General features: G+C 52.2%; 19 protein-coding genes. 7 read left to right on the top strand and 12 right to left on the bottom strand.

Translation table 11 applies throughout. The annotated features are described in order from the left end of the window. Window positions 1-71: 71 nt before the first annotated feature. Complete coding sequence (glnA, locus tag J1C60_RS18300) at window positions 72-1481, bottom strand: glutamate--ammonia ligase (RefSeq protein ID WP_128175355.1); 1410 nt, start codon at window positions 1479-1481, stop codon at window positions 72-74. A 435-nt stretch (window positions 1482-1916) separates the two neighbouring features. Between glnA and typA the strand changes: the two genes are divergently transcribed. The 5 genes from typA to fabY all read left to right on the top strand — a co-directional run bounded on the left by typA (window position 1917) and on the right by fabY (window position 6865). Further along, on the top strand, window positions 1917-3740 hold the full coding sequence (gene typA, locus J1C60_RS18295; RefSeq protein WP_128175357.1) for a ribosome-dependent GTPase TypA: 1824 nt from the start codon (window positions 1917-1919) through the stop codon (window positions 3738-3740). A 227-nt stretch (window positions 3741-3967) separates the two neighbouring features. Then, window positions 3968-4564, top strand: coding sequence for a glucose-1-phosphatase (gene yihX, locus J1C60_RS18290; RefSeq protein WP_128175359.1), 597 nt, complete (start codon window positions 3968-3970; stop codon window positions 4562-4564). 11 nt (window positions 4565-4575) lie between these two features. Next, entirely contained in the window at window positions 4576-5433 is an 858-nt protein-coding gene (locus tag J1C60_RS18285; protein WP_128175361.1) for a virulence factor BrkB family protein, read from the top strand. Then, window positions 5430-5867: a D-aminoacyl-tRNA deacylase gene (gene dtd, locus J1C60_RS18280; RefSeq protein WP_128175363.1), complete on the top strand. Its 438-nt coding sequence runs from the start codon at window positions 5430-5432 to the stop codon at window positions 5865-5867. The genes J1C60_RS18285 and dtd overlap by 4 nt, the downstream gene beginning before the upstream one ends. Window positions 5868-5926: 59 nt before the next feature. Then, the gene (gene fabY, locus J1C60_RS18275) at window positions 5927-6865 is read left to right on the top strand and encodes a fatty acid biosynthesis protein FabY (protein WP_128175364.1); all 939 of its coding nucleotides are present in this window, start codon (window positions 5927-5929) and stop codon (window positions 6863-6865) included. Window positions 6866-7242: 377 nt separating this feature from the next. Here fabY and J1C60_RS18270 read toward each other — a convergent pair whose 3' ends face one another. The 4 genes from J1C60_RS18270 to J1C60_RS18255 all read right to left on the bottom strand — a co-directional run bounded on the left by J1C60_RS18270 (window position 7243) and on the right by J1C60_RS18255 (window position 12245). Then, the gene (locus J1C60_RS18270; RefSeq protein ID WP_128175366.1) at window positions 7243-8916 is read right to left on the bottom strand and encodes an AsmA family protein; all 1674 of its coding nucleotides are present in this window, start codon (window positions 8914-8916) and stop codon (window positions 7243-7245) included. Window positions 8917-9054: 138 nt separating this feature from the next. Beyond that, window positions 9055-10443, bottom strand: coding sequence for a nucleobase:cation symporter-2 family protein (locus J1C60_RS18265; protein WP_128175368.1), 1389 nt, complete (start codon window positions 10441-10443; stop codon window positions 9055-9057). 235 nt (window positions 10444-10678) lie between these two features. Beyond that, window positions 10679-11314 (bottom strand): isochorismate family cysteine hydrolase YcaC, encoded by a 636-nt coding sequence (ycaC, locus tag J1C60_RS18260; RefSeq protein ID WP_128175370.1) that lies wholly within the window; start codon window positions 11312-11314, stop codon window positions 10679-10681. 70 nt (window positions 11315-11384) lie between these two features. Then, window positions 11385-12245 carry a pirin family protein gene (locus tag J1C60_RS18255; protein ID WP_128175372.1) on the bottom strand — a complete coding sequence of 287 codons (861 nt, stop codon included), beginning with the start codon at window positions 12243-12245 and terminating at the stop codon, window positions 11385-11387. Window positions 12246-12362: 117 nt separating this feature from the next. Here J1C60_RS18255 and J1C60_RS18250 point away from each other — a divergent pair, with 117 nt between their 5' ends. Beyond that, window positions 12363-13268 carry a LysR family transcriptional regulator gene (locus J1C60_RS18250; RefSeq protein ID WP_128175580.1) on the top strand — a complete coding sequence of 302 codons (906 nt, stop codon included), beginning with the start codon at window positions 12363-12365 and terminating at the stop codon, window positions 13266-13268. Between the two features lie 37 nt (window positions 13269-13305). On the opposite strand, the gene recG is transcribed toward J1C60_RS18250, so the two are convergent. The 5 genes from recG to gmk all read right to left on the bottom strand — a co-directional run bounded on the left by recG (window position 13306) and on the right by gmk (window position 19391). After that, window positions 13306-15387: an ATP-dependent DNA helicase RecG gene (gene recG, locus J1C60_RS18245; protein WP_128175582.1), complete on the bottom strand. Its 2082-nt coding sequence runs from the start codon at window positions 15385-15387 to the stop codon at window positions 13306-13308. Next, complete coding sequence (gene trmH, locus J1C60_RS18240; RefSeq protein WP_128175584.1) at window positions 15384-16079, bottom strand: tRNA (guanosine(18)-2'-O)-methyltransferase TrmH; 696 nt, start codon at window positions 16077-16079, stop codon at window positions 15384-15386. Before trmH ends, recG begins: the two co-directional genes overlap by 4 nt. 220 nt (window positions 16080-16299) lie before the next feature. Next, a complete protein-coding gene (gene spoT / locus J1C60_RS18235) occupies window positions 16300-18417 on the bottom strand; it encodes a bifunctional GTP diphosphokinase/guanosine-3',5'-bis pyrophosphate 3'-pyrophosphohydrolase (protein ID WP_128175374.1) in 2118 nt (705 codons plus the stop codon). A gap of 21 nt (window positions 18418-18438) precedes the next feature. Next, complete coding sequence (rpoZ, locus tag J1C60_RS18230) at window positions 18439-18714, bottom strand: DNA-directed RNA polymerase subunit omega (protein ID WP_017801603.1); 276 nt, start codon at window positions 18712-18714, stop codon at window positions 18439-18441. A 53-nt stretch (window positions 18715-18767) separates the two neighbouring features. Continuing rightward, window positions 18768-19391 carry a guanylate kinase gene (gene gmk, locus J1C60_RS18225; RefSeq protein WP_128175376.1) on the bottom strand — a complete coding sequence of 208 codons (624 nt, stop codon included), beginning with the start codon at window positions 19389-19391 and terminating at the stop codon, window positions 18768-18770. A 252-nt stretch (window positions 19392-19643) separates the two neighbouring features. Between gmk and ligB the strand changes: the two genes are divergently transcribed. Continuing rightward, window positions 19644-21323, top strand: a complete 1680-nt coding sequence (gene ligB, locus J1C60_RS18220; RefSeq protein ID WP_128175378.1) for an NAD-dependent DNA ligase LigB — start codon at window positions 19644-19646, stop codon at window positions 21321-21323. A gap of 76 nt (window positions 21324-21399) precedes the next feature. On the opposite strand, the gene J1C60_RS18215 is transcribed toward ligB, so the two are convergent. After that, window positions 21400-22017, bottom strand: coding sequence for a trimeric intracellular cation channel family protein (locus tag J1C60_RS18215; RefSeq protein WP_128175379.1), 618 nt, complete (start codon window positions 22015-22017; stop codon window positions 21400-21402). A gap of 185 nt (window positions 22018-22202) precedes the next feature. Beyond that, window positions 22203-22598, bottom strand: a complete 396-nt coding sequence (locus J1C60_RS18210) for a polyketide cyclase (RefSeq protein WP_128175381.1) — start codon at window positions 22596-22598, stop codon at window positions 22203-22205. Window positions 22599-22721: the final 123 nt, after the last annotated feature.

Raw genomic sequence — 22721 nt, 5'->3', positions numbered from 1 at the left:
CTGGGGCGTCATCACGCCGCAGCGGTGTCGGCCTCATTCATATTACTGAACTCTGCCACACCTACACGTTATTAAACGCTGTAGTACAGTTCGAACTCAACAGGATGTGGCGTCATACGTACGCGATCCATTTCAGACTTACGCAGTTCAATATACGCATCGATAGCATCGTCAGTGAACACGCCGCCACGGGTCAGGAATTCGCGGTCTTCATTCAACGCGCTCAACGCCTCTTCCAGCGAGCCAGCAACTTTTGGAATCTCTGCTTCTTCTTCCGGAGGAAGATCGTACAGGTTTTTATCCATAGCATCACCAGGATGGATCTTGTTGATGATACCGTCCAGGCCAGCCATCAGCAGTGCAGAGAACGCCAGGTATGGGTTAGCCGCTGGATCAGGGAAGCGCGCTTCGATACGACGGGCTTTCGGGCTGGCAACTACTGGGATACGGATTGACGCAGAACGGTTACGCGCGGAGTAAGCCAGCATAACAGGGGCTTCGTAACCCGGGACCAGACGCTTGTAAGAGTTGGTCGTTGGGTTAGCCAGAGCGTTGATCGCTTTTGCGTGCTTGATGATACCGCCGATGTAGAACAGGGCAGTTTCAGACAGGCCGCCGTATTTATCACCTGCGAACAGGTTAGTGCCGCCTTTGGACAAAGACATATGGCAGTGCATACCGGAACCATTATCACCAAAGATAGGTTTTGGCATAAAGGTCGCGGTCTTACCAAACGCGTGAGCCACGTTGTGCACTACATATTTGTAGATCTGAATCTCGTCGGCTTTTTTGGTCATAGTGTTGAAGCGGGTTGCCACTTCGTTCTGACCAGCGGTAGCGACTTCATGGTGGTGTGCTTCAACCACCAGGCCCATCTGCTCCATGGTCAAACACATGGCAGAACGGATGTCTTGAGAAGAGTCGACCGGTGGTACCGGGAAGTAACCGCCTTTCAGACCTGGACGATGGCCTTTGTTACCACCTTCGTACTCTTTACCGGTGTTCCATGCTGCTTCGATATCATCGATGGCAACGTGAGAACCCGAGGTGGTTGCACCAAAGCGCACGTCGTCAAACAGGAAGAATTCAGGCTCTGGTCCGAACAGAACGGTATCCGCGATACCGGATGAACGCAGGAAGTCTTCGGCACGCTTGGCGATAGAACGCGGATCGCGGTCGTAGCCCTGCATGGTACCTGGCTCAAGGATGTCACAACGGATGATTAGCGTAGAGTCTTCAAAGAAAGGATCGAGAACGGCGGTGGTGGAGTCAGGCATCAGAACCATGTCAGATTCGTTGATACCTTTCCAGCCACCGATGGATGAACCATCAAACATTTTGCCTTCTTCAAAGAAGTCAGCATTGACCTGATGAGCAGGAATAGTGACGTGCTGCTCTTTACCTTTTGTATCGGTAAAACGCAGATCGACGAACTTTACTTCATGCTCGTTCATCATCGACAGAACGTGTTCAGCGGACATACTTAATTCTCCTGGGGTTAGTCATTGTTGCCATGGTTTGAGAACTCAACTTCCGGAACGCCTGACTCTTTGCGTTCAATCGATAATAAAGATCTCAGACAAGCTATCAACCGTTTTAGAAACTGCCGTTTTTACTTGTAAAGATTAAAGCGAAATCTATGCCAACTTTTTTATTTAGGTAAAAAGGCGCTATTATGCGCCCTCTCGTGAAACGAGGAATGCACCATAATGGATGTCGCGCACCATTGTGGTGCTTTTGAATGATTGATGGGCACTATTTTGGTGCAAATGCTGGATGGAGTGCAAACTATTGCACTGTAAAACGGTATAAAAGCAATCCTGACAGTAATCTTTATATGAAATTTGTGATCCTGTTCAGTCCTTCGATTAATCCGTGTACAATAGCGCGCTATTTCTAATGCCTGAGGCAAAGCTGTGATCGAAAATTTGCGTAACATCGCCATTATTGCGCACGTTGACCATGGGAAAACCACCCTGGTTGATAAGTTGTTGCAACAATCTGGTACCTTTGATGCCCGTACCGAAGCAACCGAACGTGTAATGGACTCCAACGATTTGGAGAAAGAGCGTGGAATTACCATCCTCGCGAAAAATACCGCCATTAATTGGAAAGACTATCGCATCAACATTGTTGATACCCCGGGACACGCCGACTTTGGCGGCGAGGTTGAGCGAGTGATGTCAATGGTTGACTCGGTTCTGCTGGTTGTCGACGCAATGGATGGCCCGATGCCGCAAACCCGTTTCGTGACCAAAAAAGCTTTTGCTAATGGTCTGAAACCTATCGTTGTTATCAACAAAGTTGACCGTCCTGGCGCACGTCCAGACTGGGTTGTCGATCAGGTATTCGACCTGTTTGTAAACCTTGATGCAACGGATGAGCAGCTTGATTTCCCTGTCATTTATGCTTCTGCGCTGAATGGTATTGCAGGGCTGGATCACACGGATATGGCTGACGATATGACGCCGCTGTATCAGGCGATTGTCGACCACGTATCTCCTCCTCAGGTTGAGATGGACGCGCCGTTCCAGATGCAGATCTCCCAATTGGACTATAACAACTACGTTGGCGTTATCGGTATTGGCCGCATCAAGCGCGGTAAAGTGAAGCCGAACCAGCAAGTGACTGTTATCGACAGCGAAGGCAAAACTCGCAACGGTAAAGTGGGTAAGGTTCTGACCCATTTAGGTCTGGAGCGTATTGATGCGACAGAAGCGGAAGCGGGCGATATCATCGCGATCACCGGTCTGGGTGAACTCAACATCTCCGATACTATCTGTGATCCTCAGAACGTTGAAGCGCTGCCTGCGCTGAGCGTCGATGAGCCAACGGTAACCATGTTCTTTAACGTCAACACTTCACCGTTCTGCGGTAAAGAAGGTAAATACGTTACTTCGCGCCAGATTCTGGATCGATTGAACAAAGAACTGGTGCACAACGTTGCGTTGCGCGTGGAAGAAACGGAAGATGCGGATGCATTCCGTGTTTCCGGCCGTGGTGAACTTCACCTCTCCGTTCTGATCGAAAATATGCGTCGTGAAGGTTTTGAACTGGCGGTATCCCGTCCGAAAGTTATCAATCGCATGATTGATGGCCGTATGCAGGAACCGTTTGAGAACGTGACGCTGGATATCGAAGAACAGCACCAGGGCGCGGTTATGCAAGCCATGGGCGAGCGCAAAGGCGACGTCAAAGACATGGTGCCGGATGGTAAAGGACGTATTCGTCTGGATTACATGATCCCTGCGCGCGGCCTGATCGGTTTCCGTACAGAATTCATGACCATGACGTCAGGTACTGGTCTGCTGTATTCAACCTTCAGCCATTACGATGATGTGCGTCCAGGTGAAATCGGTCAGCGCCAGAATGGTGTGCTGATTTCCAATGGTCAAGGTAAAGCGGTCGCATTTGCACTGTTCAGCCTACAGGATCGCGGTAAGCTTTTCCTGGGCCACGGTGCTGAAGTGTATGAAGGCCAGATTATCGGTATTCACAGCCGTTCTAATGACCTGACAGTTAACTGTCTGACCGGTAAGAAACTGACGAACATGCGTGCTTCTGGTACTGATGAAGCCACAACGTTAGTGCCGCCAGTTAAAATGTCACTGGAGCAGGCGCTGGAGTTTATCGATGATGATGAACTGGTAGAAGTTACCCCGACGTCCGTACGTATTCGTAAGCGCCATCTGACCGAGAACGATCGCAAGCGCGCCAGCCGCGGTAGCAAAGACGTTTAAGTCGGTGCGATAAGGACGGGTAACCAAGCCAGTCTGCCAATCGTGTCTATGTAAAAAGCCTCAACGTCGGTTGGGGCTTTTTTACTGGATTCGTAAATGTATTTCATAATCTTGCCTCTCATTTTCAGAGACTTGTTCTGATTTAGCACATCCTGCTCCCCACCTCCTGTTCAGCCTTCGTTTTTACCGCTAGAGTGAATAACTCAGCGGAACAAAAGGAGATGGCCATGTTGTATATCTTTGATTTAGGTAACGTCATTGTTGATATTGATTTCAACCGGGTGCTGGGGGTCTGGAGCGATCTTGGCCGTGTCCCGTTATCGACGTTGCAAAGCCGCTTCAACATGGGTGAAAACTTCAAAAAGCATGAACGCGGAGAAATAACCGATGAACAATTTGCCGCCGGGATCTGCGCGGAGCTGGACATAGCTCTGAGTTTTGAACAATTTACTGCAGGCTGGCAGGCCGTGTTTGTCGACATACGTAAAGACGTGATTGCGATCATGCATAAATTGCGTGAGCAGGGTCACCGTGTGGTAATCCTGTCGAATACCAACCGGCTGCATTGCCATTATTGGCCCTCGCAGTATCCGGAAGTGCAGCAGGCTGCAGATAAGCTCTATTTATCTCAGGAGATGGGATTACGCAAACCTGAAGCCGCTATCTATCAGAACGTGCTGGCCGAAGAGAGGGTAACGGCCGACCAGGCGATATTCTTTGATGACAATCAAGAGAATATTGAAGGCGCGCGTGCGGTGGGTATTACCAGCGTTCACGTTACCGACGCGGCGGTTATCCCTGCGTATTTCGCCACGCGTGTTTGAGGATGTCATCCATGAGACGTACGCGTCATTTGGCGCGTGTATCGCTGACGTGGCTAAAACTGCTCTGGCATCGTATCGAGCATGATGGCATGACGACGCAGGCAGGAAATTTGGCCTACGTTTCATTACTTGCTCTGGTGCCGCTCGTTGCCGTGGTCTTCGCGCTGTTCGCTGCTTTCCCTGTGTTTTCGGACGTGAGCGTGCAGTTGAAGAATTTTATCTTTACCAACTTTATGCCCGCCGCGGGTAACACCATCCAGCGTTATCTGGAGCAATTCGTTGCCAACGTAAACAAAATGACGGCTATCGGTGCCGTAGGTCTAATCGTGACGGCCCTGTTGCTCATGTATTCAGTGGATTCCGCGCTGAACACTATCTGGCGTAGTAAGACGCAGCGTCCGCTTATTTACTCCTTCGCAGTTTACTGGATGATTCTGACGCTTGGACCGTTACTGGCAGGGGCCAGCCTGGCAATTAGCTCTTATTTGCTATCTATGCGCTGGGTGGCGGTCAGTGGTGTTTCCGGGGTGGTGGATCAAGTGATACGTATTTTTCCGCTATTGCTTTCCTGGCTGGCATTTTGGTTATTATATAGCATTGTCCCCACTCAGCGGGTTCCGCCGCGTGATGCACTGATAGGTGCGCTGATTGCCGGGCTGCTTTTTGAGCTCGGGAAAAAAGGTTTTGCACTCTATGTTACGATGTTTCCTTCGTATCAATTAATTTACGGCGTACTGGCGGTTATCCCCATTCTTTTTCTGTGGGTTTACTGGACGTGGTGTATTGTGCTTCTGGGGGCAGAGATTACGGTAACGTTCGAAGACTATCGCCAACTGCGACGGCAGGAACAGGCAGACGATAAAGCATGATTGCGTTAATACAACGCGTGCTCAATGCCAGCGTGACAGTGGAGGAAGAAACCATTGGCAGTATCGGACCAGGGTTATTGATTCTGCTTGGTGTTGAACACGGTGATACTGAACAAAAAGCCGATCGCTTGTGTCAGCGAGTGACGGGTTATCGCATTTTTAGTGATGAAAACGGCAAGATGAATCTGAACGTGCAGCAGTCAACGGGCAGTTTGTTGGTCGTTTCGCAATTTACCTTAGCTGCTGATACGCAAAAAGGGCTGCGTCCAGGATTTTCAGGTGGAGCCGACCCCGTTGAAGCGGCGCGTTTATATCACTATTTCGTGGGATGTTGCCGGGAAAAAGGCATCGTCACAGAAACCGGCCGCTTTGCTGCAGACATGAAAGTCGCGTTGGTGAATGACGGCCCGGTAACCTTTTGGTTACAGGTTTAAGGTAGTTCGTCGAACGACAATGGATGAGTCTGGCGAGCTCTGAAAGAGAGAGTTATTTTATGTATCACCTTCGGGTACCTGAAACCGCAGAAGAACTGGATATCTATTATCAGTTTCGCTGGGAGATGTTACGCAAACCGTTGCACCAGCCGCAGGGATCGGAGCGTGACGCCTGGGATGCGATGGCACACCATCAAATGGTGGTCGATGAGCAGGGGAAGCCAGTGGCCGTTGGGCGACTTTATATCAACGCGGATAATGAAGCGGCGATACGTTTTCTTGCTGTACATCCTTCAGTTCAGGGAAAAGGTCTGGGAACGCTGGTCGCCATGACGCTGGAGTCAGTCGCCCGGCAGGAAGGGGTCAAGCGTGTGGTATGTAGCGCGCGTGAAGACGCCGCCGAGTTCTTTTCCAAACTTGGTTATCTCAATCAGGGGGAAATCACCGCGCCACAAACAACGCCGGTACGACATTTCCTGATGATTAAACCGGTCGTCACGCTTGACGATATTTTACACCGTGCTGACTGGTGCGGTCAGCTGCAACAAGCCTGGTACGAACATATCCCGCTAAGTGAGAAAATGGGTGTTCGCATTACCCAATATACCGGCCAAAAGTTTATTACCACGATGCCGGAGACCGGTAATCAAAACCCGCACCATACGTTGTTTGCCGGAAGTTTGTTCTCGCTGGCAACATTGACCGGATGGGGATTAATCTGGCTGCTGCTGCGCGAGCGTCATCTGGGTGGGACGATCATCCTGGCCGATGCACATATCCGCTATAGTCACGCGATAACCGGTAAACCGGGCGCGGTAGCCAGTTTGGGATCGCTGAGCGGCGATCTTGATCGTTTGGCTCGCGGGCGTAAGGCCCGGGTGCAACTGGAAGTCGAATTGTTCGGTAACGATCTGCTTGGGGCCGTATTTGAAGGGGTTTATATTGTGTTACCCGCCGATCCTGATGGTCCGCTGGAGCAAGGGGGCTCAGGACACTAGGGCAGAAAGGGCGGAAGGTTATCCGCCCTTGTTCGCGTAAAAAACTCTACGCAGGAACCGCCAAAATCTTTATTTCACTCTCATCTTGAGTCAGGCATTGAGGCGGAGTATTTCAACACCCTCCAGGTATGACGGTTTCACCTTACCGGGTCCCTGATGGCATGAGTAGCCCGCACCAGGACCCGCACCAGGAATAAATGGAGGCAACATTCTTTACCGCGATACACGGGATGGTCGCACCTGTGTCTGACAGTCGCAGAGAATATCATTGTTTTTCACGTGATGATGAGAAGAGGAGGTTCATCCTCCTCAGAGTCTAAAAAATCACAGGCCGGAAACTTCGGCTGCGGCGTGGCCCCAGTAAGTATCGCTGTTATTTAATACACGCTTCCATTTACCATGTTTTGTTCAGTCGTTTGCCCATTCACTGAGATCGTCAATTTTCCACTGGCGCTATCGCGTAGCGGCTTATTATTTTCCAGTCGGGCATTAAGCTGTAATTGCAGTGCGCTATTTTCCGCTTGCGGTACCGTTGGCCAGCCCCAGTTATGCAGTATATTCGTTGGCACTTCACGGCCATTGAGCGTCAGGGAGAGGTCGCGCGTGGGCTGTTGTGTGACGGTAGCTAAACCCTCCAGCATACCGTTAGCGGCAAAAGCACTCATCTCGGTCACGCTGATTTGGTTAGCATCAGCGTTAAGTGCGATAGAAGGACGCCTTATATCGGTGCGATTGAAGGTGGCTTCTGCTGCATTGAAGCTGAGTTCGCCGCGCCATATTCCCCATTGATGATTGCGTGCCAGCAACAGATCGCTTCCCTTACCATCCAGCGCAGTAAGCTGGAAGGGATATGCTGGGTTAATATCGATAATCAGGTTACGGTTGGCGCTAAATTTTTTCACTGCTACGCTATCCAGCCAGTCAGGTAGCGGTTGCATCCAGCGGTCGCGCCAATTGTCCGGTAGCGTATACTCCAGTCCGGCCACGACCAGCTCATCAAGCATCAGACGCTTATTATTGCGTATCCATTGTCCCTTCGCACGCAGCAAGCCGTTAACCCAACGTGAACTAAACTGGGAAATATTAATGCCTTGGGGCGAAAAATCCATATTTACAATAGGATCATTAAGCTCCAGCCGGCCATTAATAAAATTACTGGCATTCATCGATAGCGTTCCCATTTCGCTCTGCCAGTCGCCTTCACGTAGCGTTAAATCCTTCAGTGTGAGATCGAGATCGGTTACCGCCCATTCCGGTCCCTGAAGATGGGCATTGATAAGATCAAGACGGCCAATATGCACTGAAGGGAGATCGAAAATGGGCTGAAGAAACGTTGTCAGCGAAGAGTCTGTCTGCAGACGGATATCATTAAGACGCAGGTTGGCGATATTCCAGTTTCCTTCAGCATCACGTTCGGCATTCCCCGTCATGGAGCCACGGGCTAAATCTGCACCAACGTTACTGAACACTAACTGGTCTTGGGCGATCCTCCCCTGAAGTAATACGTTATTACCCGGTATGCCGTTCAATTCCATGGAGCCCGCGCTCAGTTGGAAATTCGCATTTTCACCCAAAAAGTTGTTTTCCTTCGGTTGCCATGGCATCACGCCGCCATTAACGCGTTGTGCTGAGATCGGCAAAGAAAAATGGGGACTATTGACGGCCATATCAGTCAACTGCAAACGGTTGGCCTGCAGTGGCCAGGCCAGATTGTTGTTCGCGACGTCAAGTGATCCTCGCATAAACTCAATACTGGCGAAGTGGAACGGGTTACTAAACTGAGTGAGCGCCAGACCTAAATCAACCCGATTCGCGACCAATACCGCAGGCTGACCATCATGTCCGAACGTGACATTATCCAGAATCAGATGTGAGGGAGACGAAAAGTTATGTTCAATTTTAGTAAGCGAAAGATGGTAATCGGTACGGTCACTAATGAAACGTCCCGCCCAGCCTGCGCCCCATTGAGTCTGTAACAGGAAATAAAGCACTACCACAATAAAAATAAGCAGTAGCAGCAGTGTGAGAATAAATTTTCCGATGAATTTCATTGCATCCTTCCCTATGAATTTCCGGTATCAGCTTGTTATGCCTGAAATGCCCTTATAGCTCAACAGGCCGGGTGTAAAGTCAGTTACAGCAAGCGATAAATTGCGGAAGGTTAAAGGCGAGCGTGCCCGCCTTCAGGATCATTTCTCTTCGTGTGGAAACACCAAATTAAGCACAATTGCGGTGATGCCACCGGCAGCGATACCGGAAGAGAGTAGCGTTTTTAGCCAGTCGGGTGCAAATTGCAGAATCATGGGTTGCTGTGAAATGCCGAGGCCAACGGCCAGCGAAAGGGCAATAATCATTATTGCGCGGCGGTTCAGTGGCTCACGTGAAACAATACGTACGCCTGAAGCGGCGATAGTACCAAACATCACGATGGTTGCACCACCCAGCACAGGCTCGGGAATATGCTGCACGAACCCGCTAACGGCGGGAAACAGGCCGAGCGCGATCAGCATCAGAGCAACAACGAAGCCTACATAGCGGCTGGCCACGCCGGTTAGCTGAATCACGCCGTTGTTTTGACCAAAGCATGAATTGGGGAAGGTGTTGAATAGCGCTGAAACAAAAGAGTTCAGGCCGTTAGCCAATACGCCACCCTTCAGGCGTTTCATATAAAGTGGGCCGCTGACCGGCTGCTCTGAAACATCCGAAGTTGCAGTGATATCACCAATCGTCTCCAGCGACGTGACCATAAACACCAGCATCAGTGGAATAAGTAGATTCCAGTCAAATCCCAGACCGTAATAAAGGGGGGTTGGTACGGTTATCAGCACATGTTGCTGTGGCTGATTATCTTCGGGAAGCATACCCAGTCCCCATGCGAGCAGATAACCCACGGCCATGGCGATGACCAGCGAAGCAACACGCAGGTAAGGATTACGCTGACGATTAAGCAGCACGATCACTACCAACACGGCACCCGCTAGCAGCAGGTTTTTTGGCGCACCAAAAGTATGATCGTTCATCGCGGAAAAGCCACCGCCGATAGAGGTTAATCCAACCTGAATCAGTGACAGACCAATAATCATCACCACGATCCCGGAGACCAGCGGCGTAATAATACGGCGTGCGAGATGCAGTAACCGCGACAAAAACATTTCGGTACAGGACGCGACCATTAAGGTACCGAACAGCGCCGCCATCATGGTGGAGACATCGGCTCCCCCTGTTTTCAGTGCGGTTCCGCCCATAATCAACGGTGACACGAAATTAAAACTGGTGCCCTGGATCGAGAGTAGACCTGAACCGACCGGGCCCCAGGTTTTAATTTGCAGAATTGACGCTACGCCGGAAGCAAACAAGGACATGCTGATGATATGTTTCGTATCTTCTGCCGGAAGTCCAAGCGCCTGACAAATCAGTAGTGCCGGAGTGATCACCGCAACAAACATCGCTAACAGATGCTGACAGGCAGCAAAAAGCGTTTGGGGTAGAGGTGGGCGATCTTCCAGACGGTAGATCAACTCGCTTTTGACTTTGGCGATATCGTCTGAGGCGGTGATTTTATGGGGAGAGACGGACATAGCTTCAAATCCCTGGAAAAGAAAGTGGCGATTTTAATCATCTGCCCGCCAAAAGCAATCGATTGCTAAGCCGTCGTTCTGTTCATCCGTAAGGATGAACAGGCAGGGCCGGTGCGATGCCGGCCCCTTGTCGTTCGCCTGCACGAAAGCAGAGGCAGGCGGGAATCCTACCCGCGAACGATGTCGCCACTAAACCTGAGGCAGCAAGGCTGCTGCAACCATCCCGGCCCACATACTACGAGGAAACCTTATCTGCTGTTAAGGTACTGTAGCTGGTCATCAGATTACGGTAATCCGGGATATGATGAGAGAACAGCGTACCCAGCCCTTCAATATCATTACGCCAGTCACGATGCAGCTCACAGGCGGCACCAAACCAGGTCATTATTTGCGCGCCTGCCTGGGTCATACGCTCCCATGCAGCGTTGCGTGTCATCTCATTAAAGGTCCCTGAAGCATCGGCGATCACGAACACATCAAATCCTTCCTCCAGCGCAGACAGTGCCGGAAATGCCACGCAAACCTCGGTAACCACGCCAGCAATAATCAGTTGTTTTTTACCCGTGGCCTTAACCGCTTTCACAAAATCCTCATTGTCCCAGGCATTAATATTGCCGGGACGTGCGATATAAGGCGCATCCGGAAACTGCGCTTTTAATTCCGGCACCAGTGGGCCATTAGGACCAGTTTCAAAGCTGGTGGTTAAAATCGTCGGCAGTTTAAAATAGGTGGCGATGTCCGCCAGCGCCAACACATTGTTTTTAAACTTATCGGGTTCGATATCCCGCACCAGCGATAATAGCCCCGTTTGATGGTCGACCAGAAGGACGGCGGCGTCGTCTTTGTTAAGGCGAATATAAGGCTTACTCATGGTGATTCTCCTCTTGTGGTGGATGCCCGGCACTCCGGTGCAAATAGCGGAATACCGGGCCAGATAACACTTATGCGTGACCAAACCGTCCCTGATTGAAATCAGCAATCGCTTGTGCAATCTCCTGCTGACTATTCATGACGAAAGGACCGTGGCCGACGACAGGCTCATCAATCGGAGCGCCGCTCAGCAGCAATACAACTGCGTCATTATTGGCCTCAATCGAGACCTCACTGCGTTCACGATCGAGAATAACTAGCTGTGTTTCCCGTGCGAGAGTGCTGCCTTGCACCTGAATGGTCCCTTTAACCACAAACAGCGCAACGGGCCATCCCTCCGGTAACGTGAGCGTGCTGAAGCCACCTTGATTCAGATGCATGTCCCAGAGGTTTATTGGCGTAAACGTCCTGGCCGCGCCATGTATATTCGCCATTTCACCGCTGATGATGCGCACGGTGCCGGCATGATTCGGCAGAGACACCGTCGGAATATCCTGCTGTTGAATCGCCTGATATCCCGGTGCTGTCATTTTGTCTTTCGCCGGTAGATTGACCCATAACTGCACCATTTCCAGCATTCCGCCGTTTTCAGTAAACGCTGGTGAGTGGAATTCTTCGTGCAGAATGCCGGAACCTGCGGTCATCCACTGCACATCACCTGGGCCAATAGTGCCGCCATTACCGGTAGAATCCCGGTGCGATACCTCACCTTCATACACAATAGTGACCGTTTCAAAACCGCGATGAGGATGCATGCCCACCCCCCGAGACGCTTGGGAGGGGGTGAAATCCACGGGACCCGCATAATCCAGCAGCAAAAATGGGCTGAGCTGCGTACCATGATTGTTATAGCTGAACACCGAGCGAACGGGAAAACCGTCACCAACCCAGTGGGAACGTGGCGCACTATACACACCCAGAACTTTTTTCATTGTCCTTCTCCTGAAACGATGATGTTGTTTGATTAAAGCTTATTACTGGTAAAGTAATGGGTAAAGACGGGTAAAACAGGAATCATCGTTCTTTATTTGGAACAGTTGGGGGATAAGGTGTTTGATCTGAACGATCTCTATTATTTTGTTCAGTCGGTGGACCATGGCGGATTTGCGCCCGCCGGGCGTGCGTTGAACATGCCAAAATCGAAACTGAGCAGGCGGATCGCTATGTTGGAGGAGCGTTTGGGCGTGCGTTTAATTCAGCGATCCACGCGTCACTTTTCCGTTACCGATGTCGGACAGACTTACTACGAACACTGTAAAGCGATGCTGGTTGAGGCCGAAGCTGCACAGGAGTCTGTTGATGCGCATTGGGCTGAACCCAGGGGAACGCTACGTATCAGTTGTCCTGTGGCGTTGCTGCACTTGCATGTAGGGAAAATGGTGACAGCTTTTATGCTGCGCTATCCGCATATCGACCTACATCTGGAGGCCACTAACCGGCGTATTGATGTTCTTGGGGAAGGGTTCGACGTGGCGATCCGCGTGCGTCCGTTGCCGCTTGAAGACAGTAATCTGGTGATGCGGGTGTTATCCGATCGTGGACAGTGCCTGGTCGCCAGTCCGGACCTGATAAAGCGCTACGGCTTCCCCGTTTTGCCTGCAGATCTACAGACCTGGCCGAGCCTGGGATTAGGTCAGCCCCAAAACAGTTTTTACTGGGACCTGCATGGACCTGATGGCGCACATGCCCGGGTGCCGCATTCACCACGCTTTATCACTACCGATATGGTGACGCTGCTTGAAGCGGCGCTTGCTGGCATTGGAGTATTGCAATTGCCGAGCATCATGGTCGCTGAACAACTGGAAAAGGGAGATCTGGTGCGTATCGTCCCGGACTGGGCACCGCGTCGGGAAGTTATCCATGCGGTTTTTCCTTCCCGACGGGGTTTACTGCCTGGGGTGCGTTTACTGATCGATCATCTTGCCGACAGCTATGCGAAAATGATCGAAAATTAAGACTACCATCGTCGATCCTGCGGCAAAGATAATGATATCAGGCGTTAGTATAACGTTGTGTCTCTGGCAGCCAACGTTCAATCAGCGCCTGCGCCTGTTCGGGATAGTGCTGGTGGATATGGCGGGCAACGCGCTGAACTTCGGGAATCATCGCCTGATCGCGCAGCAGATCGGCAACCTTAAATTCTGCGCTACCGGTTTGGCGTGTACCGAGCAGCTCACCCGGGCCACGGATCTCTAAATCGCACTGGGCAATAACAAAGCCATCATTACTGTCGCGCAAGACCTGCAGGCGTTTTTGTGCCGTTTTGCTGAGAGGGGATTTGTAGAGCAGGACGCAGTGTGAAGCCACGGCGCCACGTCCCACACGGCCGCGTAGCTGGTGGAGCTGGGCAAGTCCCAGGCGCTCAGGGTTTTCAATAATCATCAGGCTGGCATTGGGCACATCTACGCCCACTTCAATCACTGTGGTGGCGATCAGCAACTGAATCTCCCCCTGCTTAAATGCCTGCATTACCGCCTGTTTCTCCTGCGGTTTCATCCGGCCATGCACCAGCCCAACGTTCAGCTCGGGAAGCGCGATTTTAAGTTCTTCCCAGGTGGCTTCTGCCGCCTGAGCTTCCAGCAGCTCAGATTCTTCAATTAGGGTACACACCCAATAAGCCTGGCGTCCTTCGTCACCGCAGGCGCCTTTTACCCGCGCGATGATCTCCGCACGGCGGGTATCAGGGATAGCGACAGTTGTTACTGGTGTGCGCCCCGGCGGCAGTTCATCAATGGTAGAGGTATCCAGGTCGGCATAGGCGGTCATTGCCAGCGTGCGCGGGATGGGCGTCGCAGTCATGATTAACTGATGCGGATGAAAACCCTGTTCTTCCCCTTTTTCCCACAGGGCTAAACGCTGATGGACACCGAAGCGATGCTGCTCATCAATAATCACCAGTGCCATTTCCTTAAATTGCACCTGCTCCTGGAAAATAGCGTGCGTTCCCACCACCATCGAAACCTGACCGCTGGCAATGGCTTCCTGCTGCGCCTGTCGCGCTTTACCTTTCTGTTTACCCGCCAGCCAGCCGACTTCGATACCCAGTGGGGCAAACCACTGGCGGAAGTTATTGGCATGCTGTTCCGCGAGCAGCTCCGTCGGTGCCATCAGTGCCACTTGCTTGCCGTGAGCAATAACGTTCAGCGCCGCCAGGGCCGCCACCAGCGTTTTGCCGGAACCGACGTCGCCTTGCACCAGGCGCATCATCGGATAGTCATGTGCTAAGTCGTGCTCAATCTCTTTCACCACGCGAACCTGAGCGTGAGTGGGGCTAAACGGTAGCGCCGCTAACAGTTTATCGCTTAACCTATGGTTAGCGGGCATCGGTAAGGCGTGATAGCGCTGAGCGCCCGCCCGTACCGCCAGCATACTGAGGTTATGCGCCAGCAGCTCTTCCAGAATCAGCCGTCGCTGTGCCGGATGCTTTCCGCTCTCCAGTTCCACCAGGGCCATATCAGGTGGGGGACGGTGTAGCGTACGCAGCGCGTCCGGCAGGCTGATCATACCGCTGCTGAGATCGGGGGGAAGTAATTCAGCGATGGCGCACGTTTCCAGCAGCGTCAGCGCCTGGTCGGTCAGGTTACGGAGTGTTGCCTGCCGTATGCCTTCGGTGGTGGAATAAACTGGTGTCAGCGTTTCCTGCAATTCGGTAACGCTGTTCTCCCCCTGGATGCGGTATTCAGGATGGATAATTTCCGCACCCCGCTGCCCGCGTTTAATCTCACCATATGCCGTTACCCGTTTACCGGGAGCCAGGCTGTTTTTCATGCCGGCGTTAAAATTGAAAAAGCGCAGCGTGACCATCCCGCTGCCGTCGCTAATCTGACAGGTGAGCATACGGCGTCGACCGAAGCTGATATCGGTATGCAGCACTTCACCTTCAACCGTGGCGTAAATACCGGGTAACAGATCGTTGATGGCGTAGAGCTGGGTGCGATCTTCGTAGCGTAGGGGAAGGTGTAACAGCAAATCCTGAACGGTTGCCAGCCCCAGTTTTGCCAGACGGGCGCTCTGACTGGCACCGACACCGGAGAGCGTACTGAGTGGTATCGCGTCCAGCAGACGGCCTTTCATTTTTTCACCGAAGATTGCATGGTGGTCCACCATTCGTCATCCGCAACGACTTCACCCCGATCATTAATCACGGGATAAGGTAGCCCCTTGTGTTTTGCCACACGGGCCAAGACCGGATAGCCGCCTTCAAACAGCAAGCGTTGCTGTTCGGCATAATCCAGCAGGCTATCCTGGCGATCGTACATACCGGCATTCTGACGTTGGCGCTGGGCTTCATACAGAATCAGCGCTGAGGCGACGGAAACATTCAGTGACTGCACCATTCCGACCATAGGAATAATGATATCGCGATCGGCTAAATACAGCGCTTCGCGGGTAATCCCGGTTTTTTCCTGTCCCATCAGGATGCAGGTGGGGCGGGTGTAATCAATTTCGCGGAAATCGACGGCGCTGTCCGAAAGATGTGTGGCGAGGATTTGCATGCCCTGGTCTTTCAAATGGCCAACGGCATCAGCAATAGTAGGGTGCGTTTTCACCTGAACCCAGCTGTTACTGCCGGCAGCCGAAGAGACCATGGTACGCATACGGCTGCCGGGCCAAACGGCATGCACCTCGTGTACGCCAACCGCATCTGCGGTGCGGATCACGGCAGAAACGTTATGTGGCTTGTGGACTTGTTCCATGCAAACGGTCAGATCGTGCTGACGCGCAGCAAGCATCTCGCGGATGCGAGCAAAGCGTTGGGCATTCATAAAAAGCAGTATCCCACGATAAGTCATCATGCTGCTGTTATCCCCGTGGGGGATTGGCAGCCAATTCAGGGCTGAACACGCAGAAAAGGAGAGGCGGGCTGATCTTCATGACCGGCGCGGCTTTCCCGTAATACTGCGTTGTGGCAGCCTGCCAGATGGCCGAGAAAGATCCCTCTGAGAGTTATGCTTGCCGGGATAGCCTCCCGGCGCGTTATCAACCTCAGTTACGGTTACGGTGAACCTTAATCACATCCGGCATCACGCGGATCTTACGCATGATGTTCGCCAGATGAACGCGGTCGCGTGCCGTCAGGCGAATAAAGGCACTGTAAACGCGTCCGTCTTTCTCTTCGGTATTCAGGCTTTGAATATTGGAGCCGGCAGTGTTGATGGCCGCCGTCAGGTTGGCCAGCGCCCCCTGATGGTTAAACATATCCACTTTGATCTCGGCAACAAATTCCTGTTCGGTCACCTTATCCCACTCAACGGCCATAAATTTTTCGGGCTCTTTCTGGTAGCCACGAATATTACGGCAGGACTCATGGTGCACCACCAGCCCTTTACCTGGGCTAACATGGGCCACGATGGGATCGCCCGGAATAGGACGGCAGCACTTGGCAAAGGTAATCAGCACGCCATCCGCGCCTTTAATCGGCAGCTTGCTGCGCGATTTTTTACTGGACGATGCGGATTCGGTAGCTGGCTCGTTGTGTTGCAGGTTTTTCGCGACCACCACGCTCATCGCGTTACCTAAACCGATTTCTGCCAGAAGATCGTCCAGCGTGGCCAGCTTCATGCGCTCCAGCTCGTGCTGGATATTTTCTGGTGGGATTTCAGCCAGTTTACGGCTTCCTCCCAGCGCATGGTTAAGCAGACGGCGTCCGAGGCTGACCGAATCATCGCGCTTCAGGTTTTTCAGCAGTTGGCGGATCTTGGCGCGCGCTTTTGAGCTGACGACAAAATTGAGCCAGGCGGCATTCGGACGTGCGCCCGGCGCGGTAATAATCTCGACGGTTTGTCCGCTGCTGAGCGATTGTGACAAGGGGTAAGGCTGGCGATCAACGCGTGCGCCGACACAGGCATGGCCAATATCGGTATGCACCGCGTAAGCGAAGTCGACTGGGGTTGCACCTGCGGGAAGTTCGACGATACGGCCTTCCGGGGTAAAAACGTAAATTTCATCCGGAAACAGATCGGATTTCACGCTTTCAATAAATTCAAAGGAGCTGCCTGCGCTTTGCTGTAGTTCCAGCAGGCTTTGCAGCCAGCGCTGGGCACGAATTTGTGCCGTCGTGCTGCTTTCGCCCTGTTCTTTATAAGCCCAGTGCGCGGCAACACCCATCTCCGCCATCTGTTCCATATCTTCAGTACGGATCTGCACCTCAACCGGCACGCCATGCGGCCCGATCATTGAAGTATGCAGCGACTGATAGCCGTTGGCTTTTGGGATGGCGATATAATCTTTCACACGACCCGGGCGCGGTTTATACAGGCTGTGCATCTGGCCCAGCACGCGATAGCAAGTATCCACATCGCTGACAATAACGCGGAATGCATAAATGTCCATGATCGAGTGAAAACGCTGCTCTTTCAGGTGCATTTTGCAGTAGATCGAGTAAAGATGCTTTTCGCGCCCGCTGACGCGGCAGGGAATGCCCGCTTCCTGCAAACGGCCGTCGATCTCCGAAAGGATTTTTTGAATCATCTCTTTACGGTTGCCACGCGCCGCTTTTACCACTTCTTTAATCACGCGATAGCGGTTGGGATAAAGCGCCTCAAAACCCAGCTCTTCCAGCTCGGTTTTCAGATGATGAATACCCAGCCGATGTGCCAGCGGGCTATAGATTTCCAGCGTTTCCAGCGCAATACGCCGACGCTTATCCGGACGCAAAGAACCCAGCGTGCGCATGTTATGTGTGCGGTCAGCGAGTTTGATCAGAATGACGCGGATATCCTGCACCATCGCCATGATCATCTTGCGGAAGTTTTCGGCCTGCGCCTCTTTTTTATCGCGGAATTTCAGCTTATCCAGCTTGGATACGCCCTCAACCAGTTCAGCAACGCTTTTACCGAACAGTTGTTCCATATCCTGATAAGTGGCAGGGGTGTCTTCGATCACGTCATGCAGAAGCGCGGCCATGAGTGTTTCATGGTCGAGCTTCATTTCAGCGAGAATGCAGGCGACCGCAACCGGATGGGTGATATAGGGCTCACCGCTGGAGCGTGTCTGTCCCTCGTGGGCATCACGTGCAACAAGATAGGCTTGCTTGAGGCGCTTAATCTGGTCCTCAGGCAAGTATTTTTCAATCAGTTGATTGAGACTTTCAAACAGATACAAGGCGAGCCTTCCGGCAGCTAATTAACGACGACCTTCAGCGATAGCGGTGACGGCCTGTAATTCAGCGGCTTCCTGCTCTTGCTGCTCCTGGCGATCACGGACATCCAGAATCTGGTTGGTGATCAGACCTTCTTCGATCTCGCGGAGGGCGATAACGGTAGATTTATCGTTCTCTTCCGGGACCAGTGCATCTTTACCGCCAACCTGCATCTGACGTGCGCGACGTGCAGCGACCAGAACCAGGTCAAAGCGGTTGCCAATTTTCTCTACTGCGTCCTGTACGGTTACGCGTGCCATAAATGTGATACTCCACGGGTGACGAAATGACTCGGCATCATACTGAGTTGTCTTCAGTCTGCCAATAGTTTGCTGATTAAAGCATCATGTCGGGCTTTTTGACGGCCCATTCGCAGACGCTCGGCGCGAATAATGGTTTTTAAATCGGATAACGCTAAATCAAAATCATCATTCACAATTAAATAATCATACTCAGCGTAATGGCTCATTTCGGCAACGGCCTGCGCCATACGCTTTGTGATAATGTCTTCGCTGTCCTGCCCACGACCGCGTAAACGGCGATCGAGCTCATCTTTCGAGGGCGGCAGTACAAAAATACTGCGTGCCTGTGGCATTTTATTGCGGATTTGCTGCGCACCTTGCCAGTCAATATCCAGGAACACATCAACGCCGGTGGAGAGCACCTGCTCAATCGCTTTGCGTGATGTACCGTAATAGTTGCCAAAGACTTCCGCATGTTCAAGGAAAGCATCTTCACCAATCATCGCTTCAAAATCGGTTTTTGAAACGAAGTAATAGTGTTCGCCGTGATTTTCCCCAGGACGTACGCCCCGCGTCGTGTGGGAAATCGAAACCTGCGTATCGTACAGCGGTTGCGTTTTTAACAGAGCCTGAATCAGGCTGGATTTACCCGCGCCGCTGGGGGCGGAAACAATATAAAGCGTGCCTTGAGCCATGATTATTCTTGAAGTGTCTTAAAGTGCAGGAGTCTGTTTCCTGCACAGTATACACAGCTTCAACCTTCCATGCAGCGTTTGCGCTTTATCACCGCTATTTTTCTTTATTTTGCGCTCCCGTGCGATGCCTTTATCCACTGCTTTCATCATTGCAGCATATCTTTTCGCGTTATCTTCCAGCATTGCCTTTTGCCTCTCGTTTTTTATCTCGCCAGCGGGCTAACTGAGCGAGTTAATCAAGGGAGAAAGATTATGGCAGGGAGACGTTGGTTACTGCTTTTGTTATGGGGGGGCTGCGCGATGGCGCAGGCGAGCTGTCCCGTCTGGACGCCCGCCCGGGCAAGCGAGGAGATCGCCAAACTGGCGCAGCAACTGTCACGCTGGGACAACGCGTATTACCAACAGGGTGAAAGCCCTATTGACGACACACTGTATGACAGTCTGCATAAGCGACTACAGCAATGGCAGCACTGTTTCCAGCCAACGGCCCCCCTGCGTGAACCGCAATGGCCGGACAGCGGTGTACAGGCGCATCCGGTCGCGCATACCGGCGTCAGAAAGCTGGCAAACAAAACGGCGGTTGCGCACTGGATCCGGGGGAAAGAGAGCCTCTGGCTCCAGCCAAAGGTGGACGGCGTCGCGGTGACGCTGGTCTATCAAGCCGGTAAATTAGCGGCGGCGATCAGTCGGGGCAACGGTCTGCGCGGCGAATCCTGGCTGGATAAAATGCGCTATATCGCCGCCGTTCCCCAGCAGATCGCCACAGAACGCGCGCGCGTTGTACTACAGGGTGAGCTGTTTCTCAGGATGACCGGTCATCGGCAGGCGCAGGCGGGCGGCTTGAATGCCCGCTCGAAAGTGGCGGGCGCATTGATGAAACGGGAACCTTCGCCATTATTGGCTGAATTGGGCATTTTTATCTGGGCCTGGCCGGATGGGCCTGACACCATGATGCAGCGATTACAGCAGCTCCAGGGCTTTGGCTTTGATTTAGCAGCAGACTGGACGAAGCCGGTTGAAAATGTCGATGAGATTGCCGCCTGGCGTGAGCGCTGGTTCCGCGAAGCGTTGCCTTTTGTGACCGATGGCGTAGTGATTCACCGTGAGCAGCGTCCGGCAGGCAAAGAGTGGTTTCCCGGTCAGAACGGCTGGGTTGCGGCATGGAAATATGTGCCGCCGATAGTCAGTAGTGAAGTCCTCTCCATTGATTTTCCGACAGGCCGCACGGGTAAACGAAGCGTGGTGGCCAACTTACAACCGGTCCAGCTTGACGATAAAAGCGTCAGGCGGGTTAACCTTGGTTCTGTAAAGCGTTGGCGAGAACTGGACATTATTCCGGGCGATCAGGTCGCGATTAGCCTGGCGGGGCAGAGCATACCGCGTTTTGAACGCGTGGTATGGCGCGTGGCGGATCGCAAGGGTTTCGCGTTGCCCGCACGGGAGCCGCACGATTATCTGAGCTGCTTTGAGCCTGCGGGTGATTGTCGGGAACAATTTCTGGCACGCCTTATCTGGCTGAGTCAAAAAAGTGTGCTGGATATGCCGGGTATTCAGCGAAGCCGCTGGCAGCAGATCATGCACCTGCGCGAATTTACCCATCTCTTCTCGTGGCTCGATTTCACCATTGAACAGTTACAGAGTCTGCCGGGCCTGAGTGAGAAAAGGGCGCAGCAGCTATGGCATCACTTTTCGCTTAGCAAGCGGCAGCCTTTTAAGCGCTGGGTCAAAGCATTGGGAGCCCCGATTCCGACTGCGGCACTGGAGGCGTTGCCAGATACTCATTGGGAGCAGTTACTCGCGCGTGATGAAGCGAGTTGGCAGCAATTACCTGGCATCGGGCCGAAAGTCGCGCAGCGTATTAACGTGTTTATACATCATGAAAAAGTGATGGATCTGATCCGTTTTTTACAAACAGCGACGATAACGCAATAAGCTTGCGACAGCCGCACCAGCCGTTGCCCCCACCTCATTAGTGGCGACCTTTCCTCATAAAGGTTGCGCGGGTGGCTTAGTGATCCGGATGAGGATAATTAAAAATGGGCAAGCCCAGCTTAAAGCGCAGTGCTAATAATCGGGAGATAAAGCCAAACAGCAGGGTAATAATAATTACGGTCTCGTTTGAGAGCGCGGTTTTCAGCAGCAGAATGTAGATCCAGCCGGAAGCGAAAGCGATACCCGCATAGAGTTCTTTCTGAAATACCAGCGGAATGCGATTGCAGAACATGTCGCGCAGTACGCCACCGAATACACCGGTAATCACGGCACTGATCGCCGCAATAATGGGAGCATGGCCCATACTCAGCGCCACTTCAGCGCCAATAATGGAGAAAACCACCAGCCCCAGGGCATCCAGTACCAAAAAAACCTTACGTAAATGCGTCATTAAGGGGGCAACAAAAGTGGTGACTACAGCGGCGGCGGCAACAATCATGATGTATTCAGGGTGCTTCACCCAGCCCAGTGGGTAGTGACCCAGCAGCATATCGCGCACAGAACCGCCACCAATGGCGGTAACCGAGGCGATAATAATGACGCCAAACATATCCATCTTACGGCGACCCGCGGCTAGTGCGCCTGTCATGGCTTCGGCGGTGATACCAAGGATGTAAAGGACGGTGAGTAACATAACCAGTTCCTGAAAATTCGCGGCAAGCCTAAGCGATTCTCCCAGTACAGGCGACTGAAATTCTCTAAGGGCTGCAATAGATGTGAGCTTATCTCATGTAATGCAGGGCATTATCCGGATATATCCGCGATTACCAAAGCATTAAAAATACAATCCACTAATAAACCTAAACCTGTCGGTAAAAATCAGCAGGTCAGTAGCGCATGCAGCTTTTGCAGGTCGCGGGTGACCCATTCGATATCTTCAGCAAATTTCTCATCCGACATAATGGGTTGACGGTAAACGGTAATGATCACATCAGCGCCCTGCTGATTAGCGATGATACGCATCGGCATGTAGATCTCCTGACCGGTGCCTGTATCGACCCAATGGTCCATGACGCCTAACGGATTGTGGGGAGTGAAGCGAATCCGAACAGTGCCTTCCAGACCTGTAGCCAGCCAATAGCCTCCTTCTTGCGTCAGCGTTGACTGGCTTAAACCTGAAGCCCATTTCGGGAAAAATGTGGGTTCCCAGATGGTTTCATAGAGATCCATCCAGTGACGGGGTATCGATTGGCTGATAGTAAGTGATGGCAGCATGTTCTCTCCCGGAGCGGTCCGACTATTGTTATCAAAGGATGCGGTGCAGCAAATGTTCCGATGTTAGCGGATATCAGAATTAACATTCGGTAGTTTAGCACCCGCGATTTTATGTTTTTCCGT

This window comes from [Pantoea] beijingensis, from assembly GCF_022647505.1.
In the GTDB taxonomy this organism is placed as follows: domain Bacteria; phylum Pseudomonadota; class Gammaproteobacteria; order Enterobacterales; family Enterobacteriaceae; genus Erwinia; species Erwinia beijingensis.
The sequence above is the reverse complement of the archived record's forward strand: the minus strand, read 5'-3'. Positions and strand labels throughout refer to the sequence as shown.

Coding starts and splice junctions, on each gene's coding strand:
- glnA (WP_128175355.1), bottom strand. CDS start 1,481: ATGTCCGCTGAACACGTTCTGTCGATGATGAACGAGCATGAAGTAAAG.
- yihX (WP_128175359.1), top strand. CDS start 3,968: ATGTTGTATATCTTTGATTTAGGTAACGTCATTGTTGATATTGATTTC.
- J1C60_RS18285 (WP_128175361.1), top strand. CDS start 4,576: ATGAGACGTACGCGTCATTTGGCGCGTGTATCGCTGACGTGGCTAAAA.
- dtd (WP_128175363.1), top strand. CDS start 5,430: ATGATTGCGTTAATACAACGCGTGCTCAATGCCAGCGTGACAGTGGAG.
- fabY (WP_128175364.1), top strand. CDS start 5,927: ATGTATCACCTTCGGGTACCTGAAACCGCAGAAGAACTGGATATCTAT.
- J1C60_RS18270 (WP_128175366.1), bottom strand. CDS start 8,916: ATGAAATTCATCGGAAAATTTATTCTCACACTGCTGCTACTGCTTATT.
- J1C60_RS18265 (WP_128175368.1), bottom strand. CDS start 10,443: ATGTCCGTCTCTCCCCATAAAATCACCGCCTCAGACGATATCGCCAAA.
- ycaC (WP_128175370.1), bottom strand. CDS start 11,314: ATGAGTAAGCCTTATATTCGCCTTAACAAAGACGACGCCGCCGTCCTT.
- J1C60_RS18255 (WP_128175372.1), bottom strand. CDS start 12,245: ATGAAAAAAGTTCTGGGTGTGTATAGTGCGCCACGTTCCCACTGGGTT.
- recG (WP_128175582.1), bottom strand. CDS start 15,387: ATGAAAGGCCGTCTGCTGGACGCGATACCACTCAGTACGCTCTCCGGT.
- trmH (WP_128175584.1), bottom strand. CDS start 16,079: ATGAATGCCCAACGCTTTGCTCGCATCCGCGAGATGCTTGCTGCGCGT.
- rpoZ (WP_017801603.1), bottom strand. CDS start 18,714: ATGGCACGCGTAACCGTACAGGACGCAGTAGAGAAAATTGGCAACCGC.
- gmk (WP_128175376.1), bottom strand. CDS start 19,391: ATGGCTCAAGGCACGCTTTATATTGTTTCCGCCCCCAGCGGCGCGGGT.
- ligB (WP_128175378.1), top strand. CDS start 19,644: ATGGCAGGGAGACGTTGGTTACTGCTTTTGTTATGGGGGGGCTGCGCG.
- J1C60_RS18215 (WP_128175379.1), bottom strand. CDS start 22,017: ATGTTACTCACCGTCCTTTACATCCTTGGTATCACCGCCGAAGCCATG.
- J1C60_RS18210 (WP_128175381.1), bottom strand. CDS start 22,598: ATGCTGCCATCACTTACTATCAGCCAATCGATACCCCGTCACTGGATG.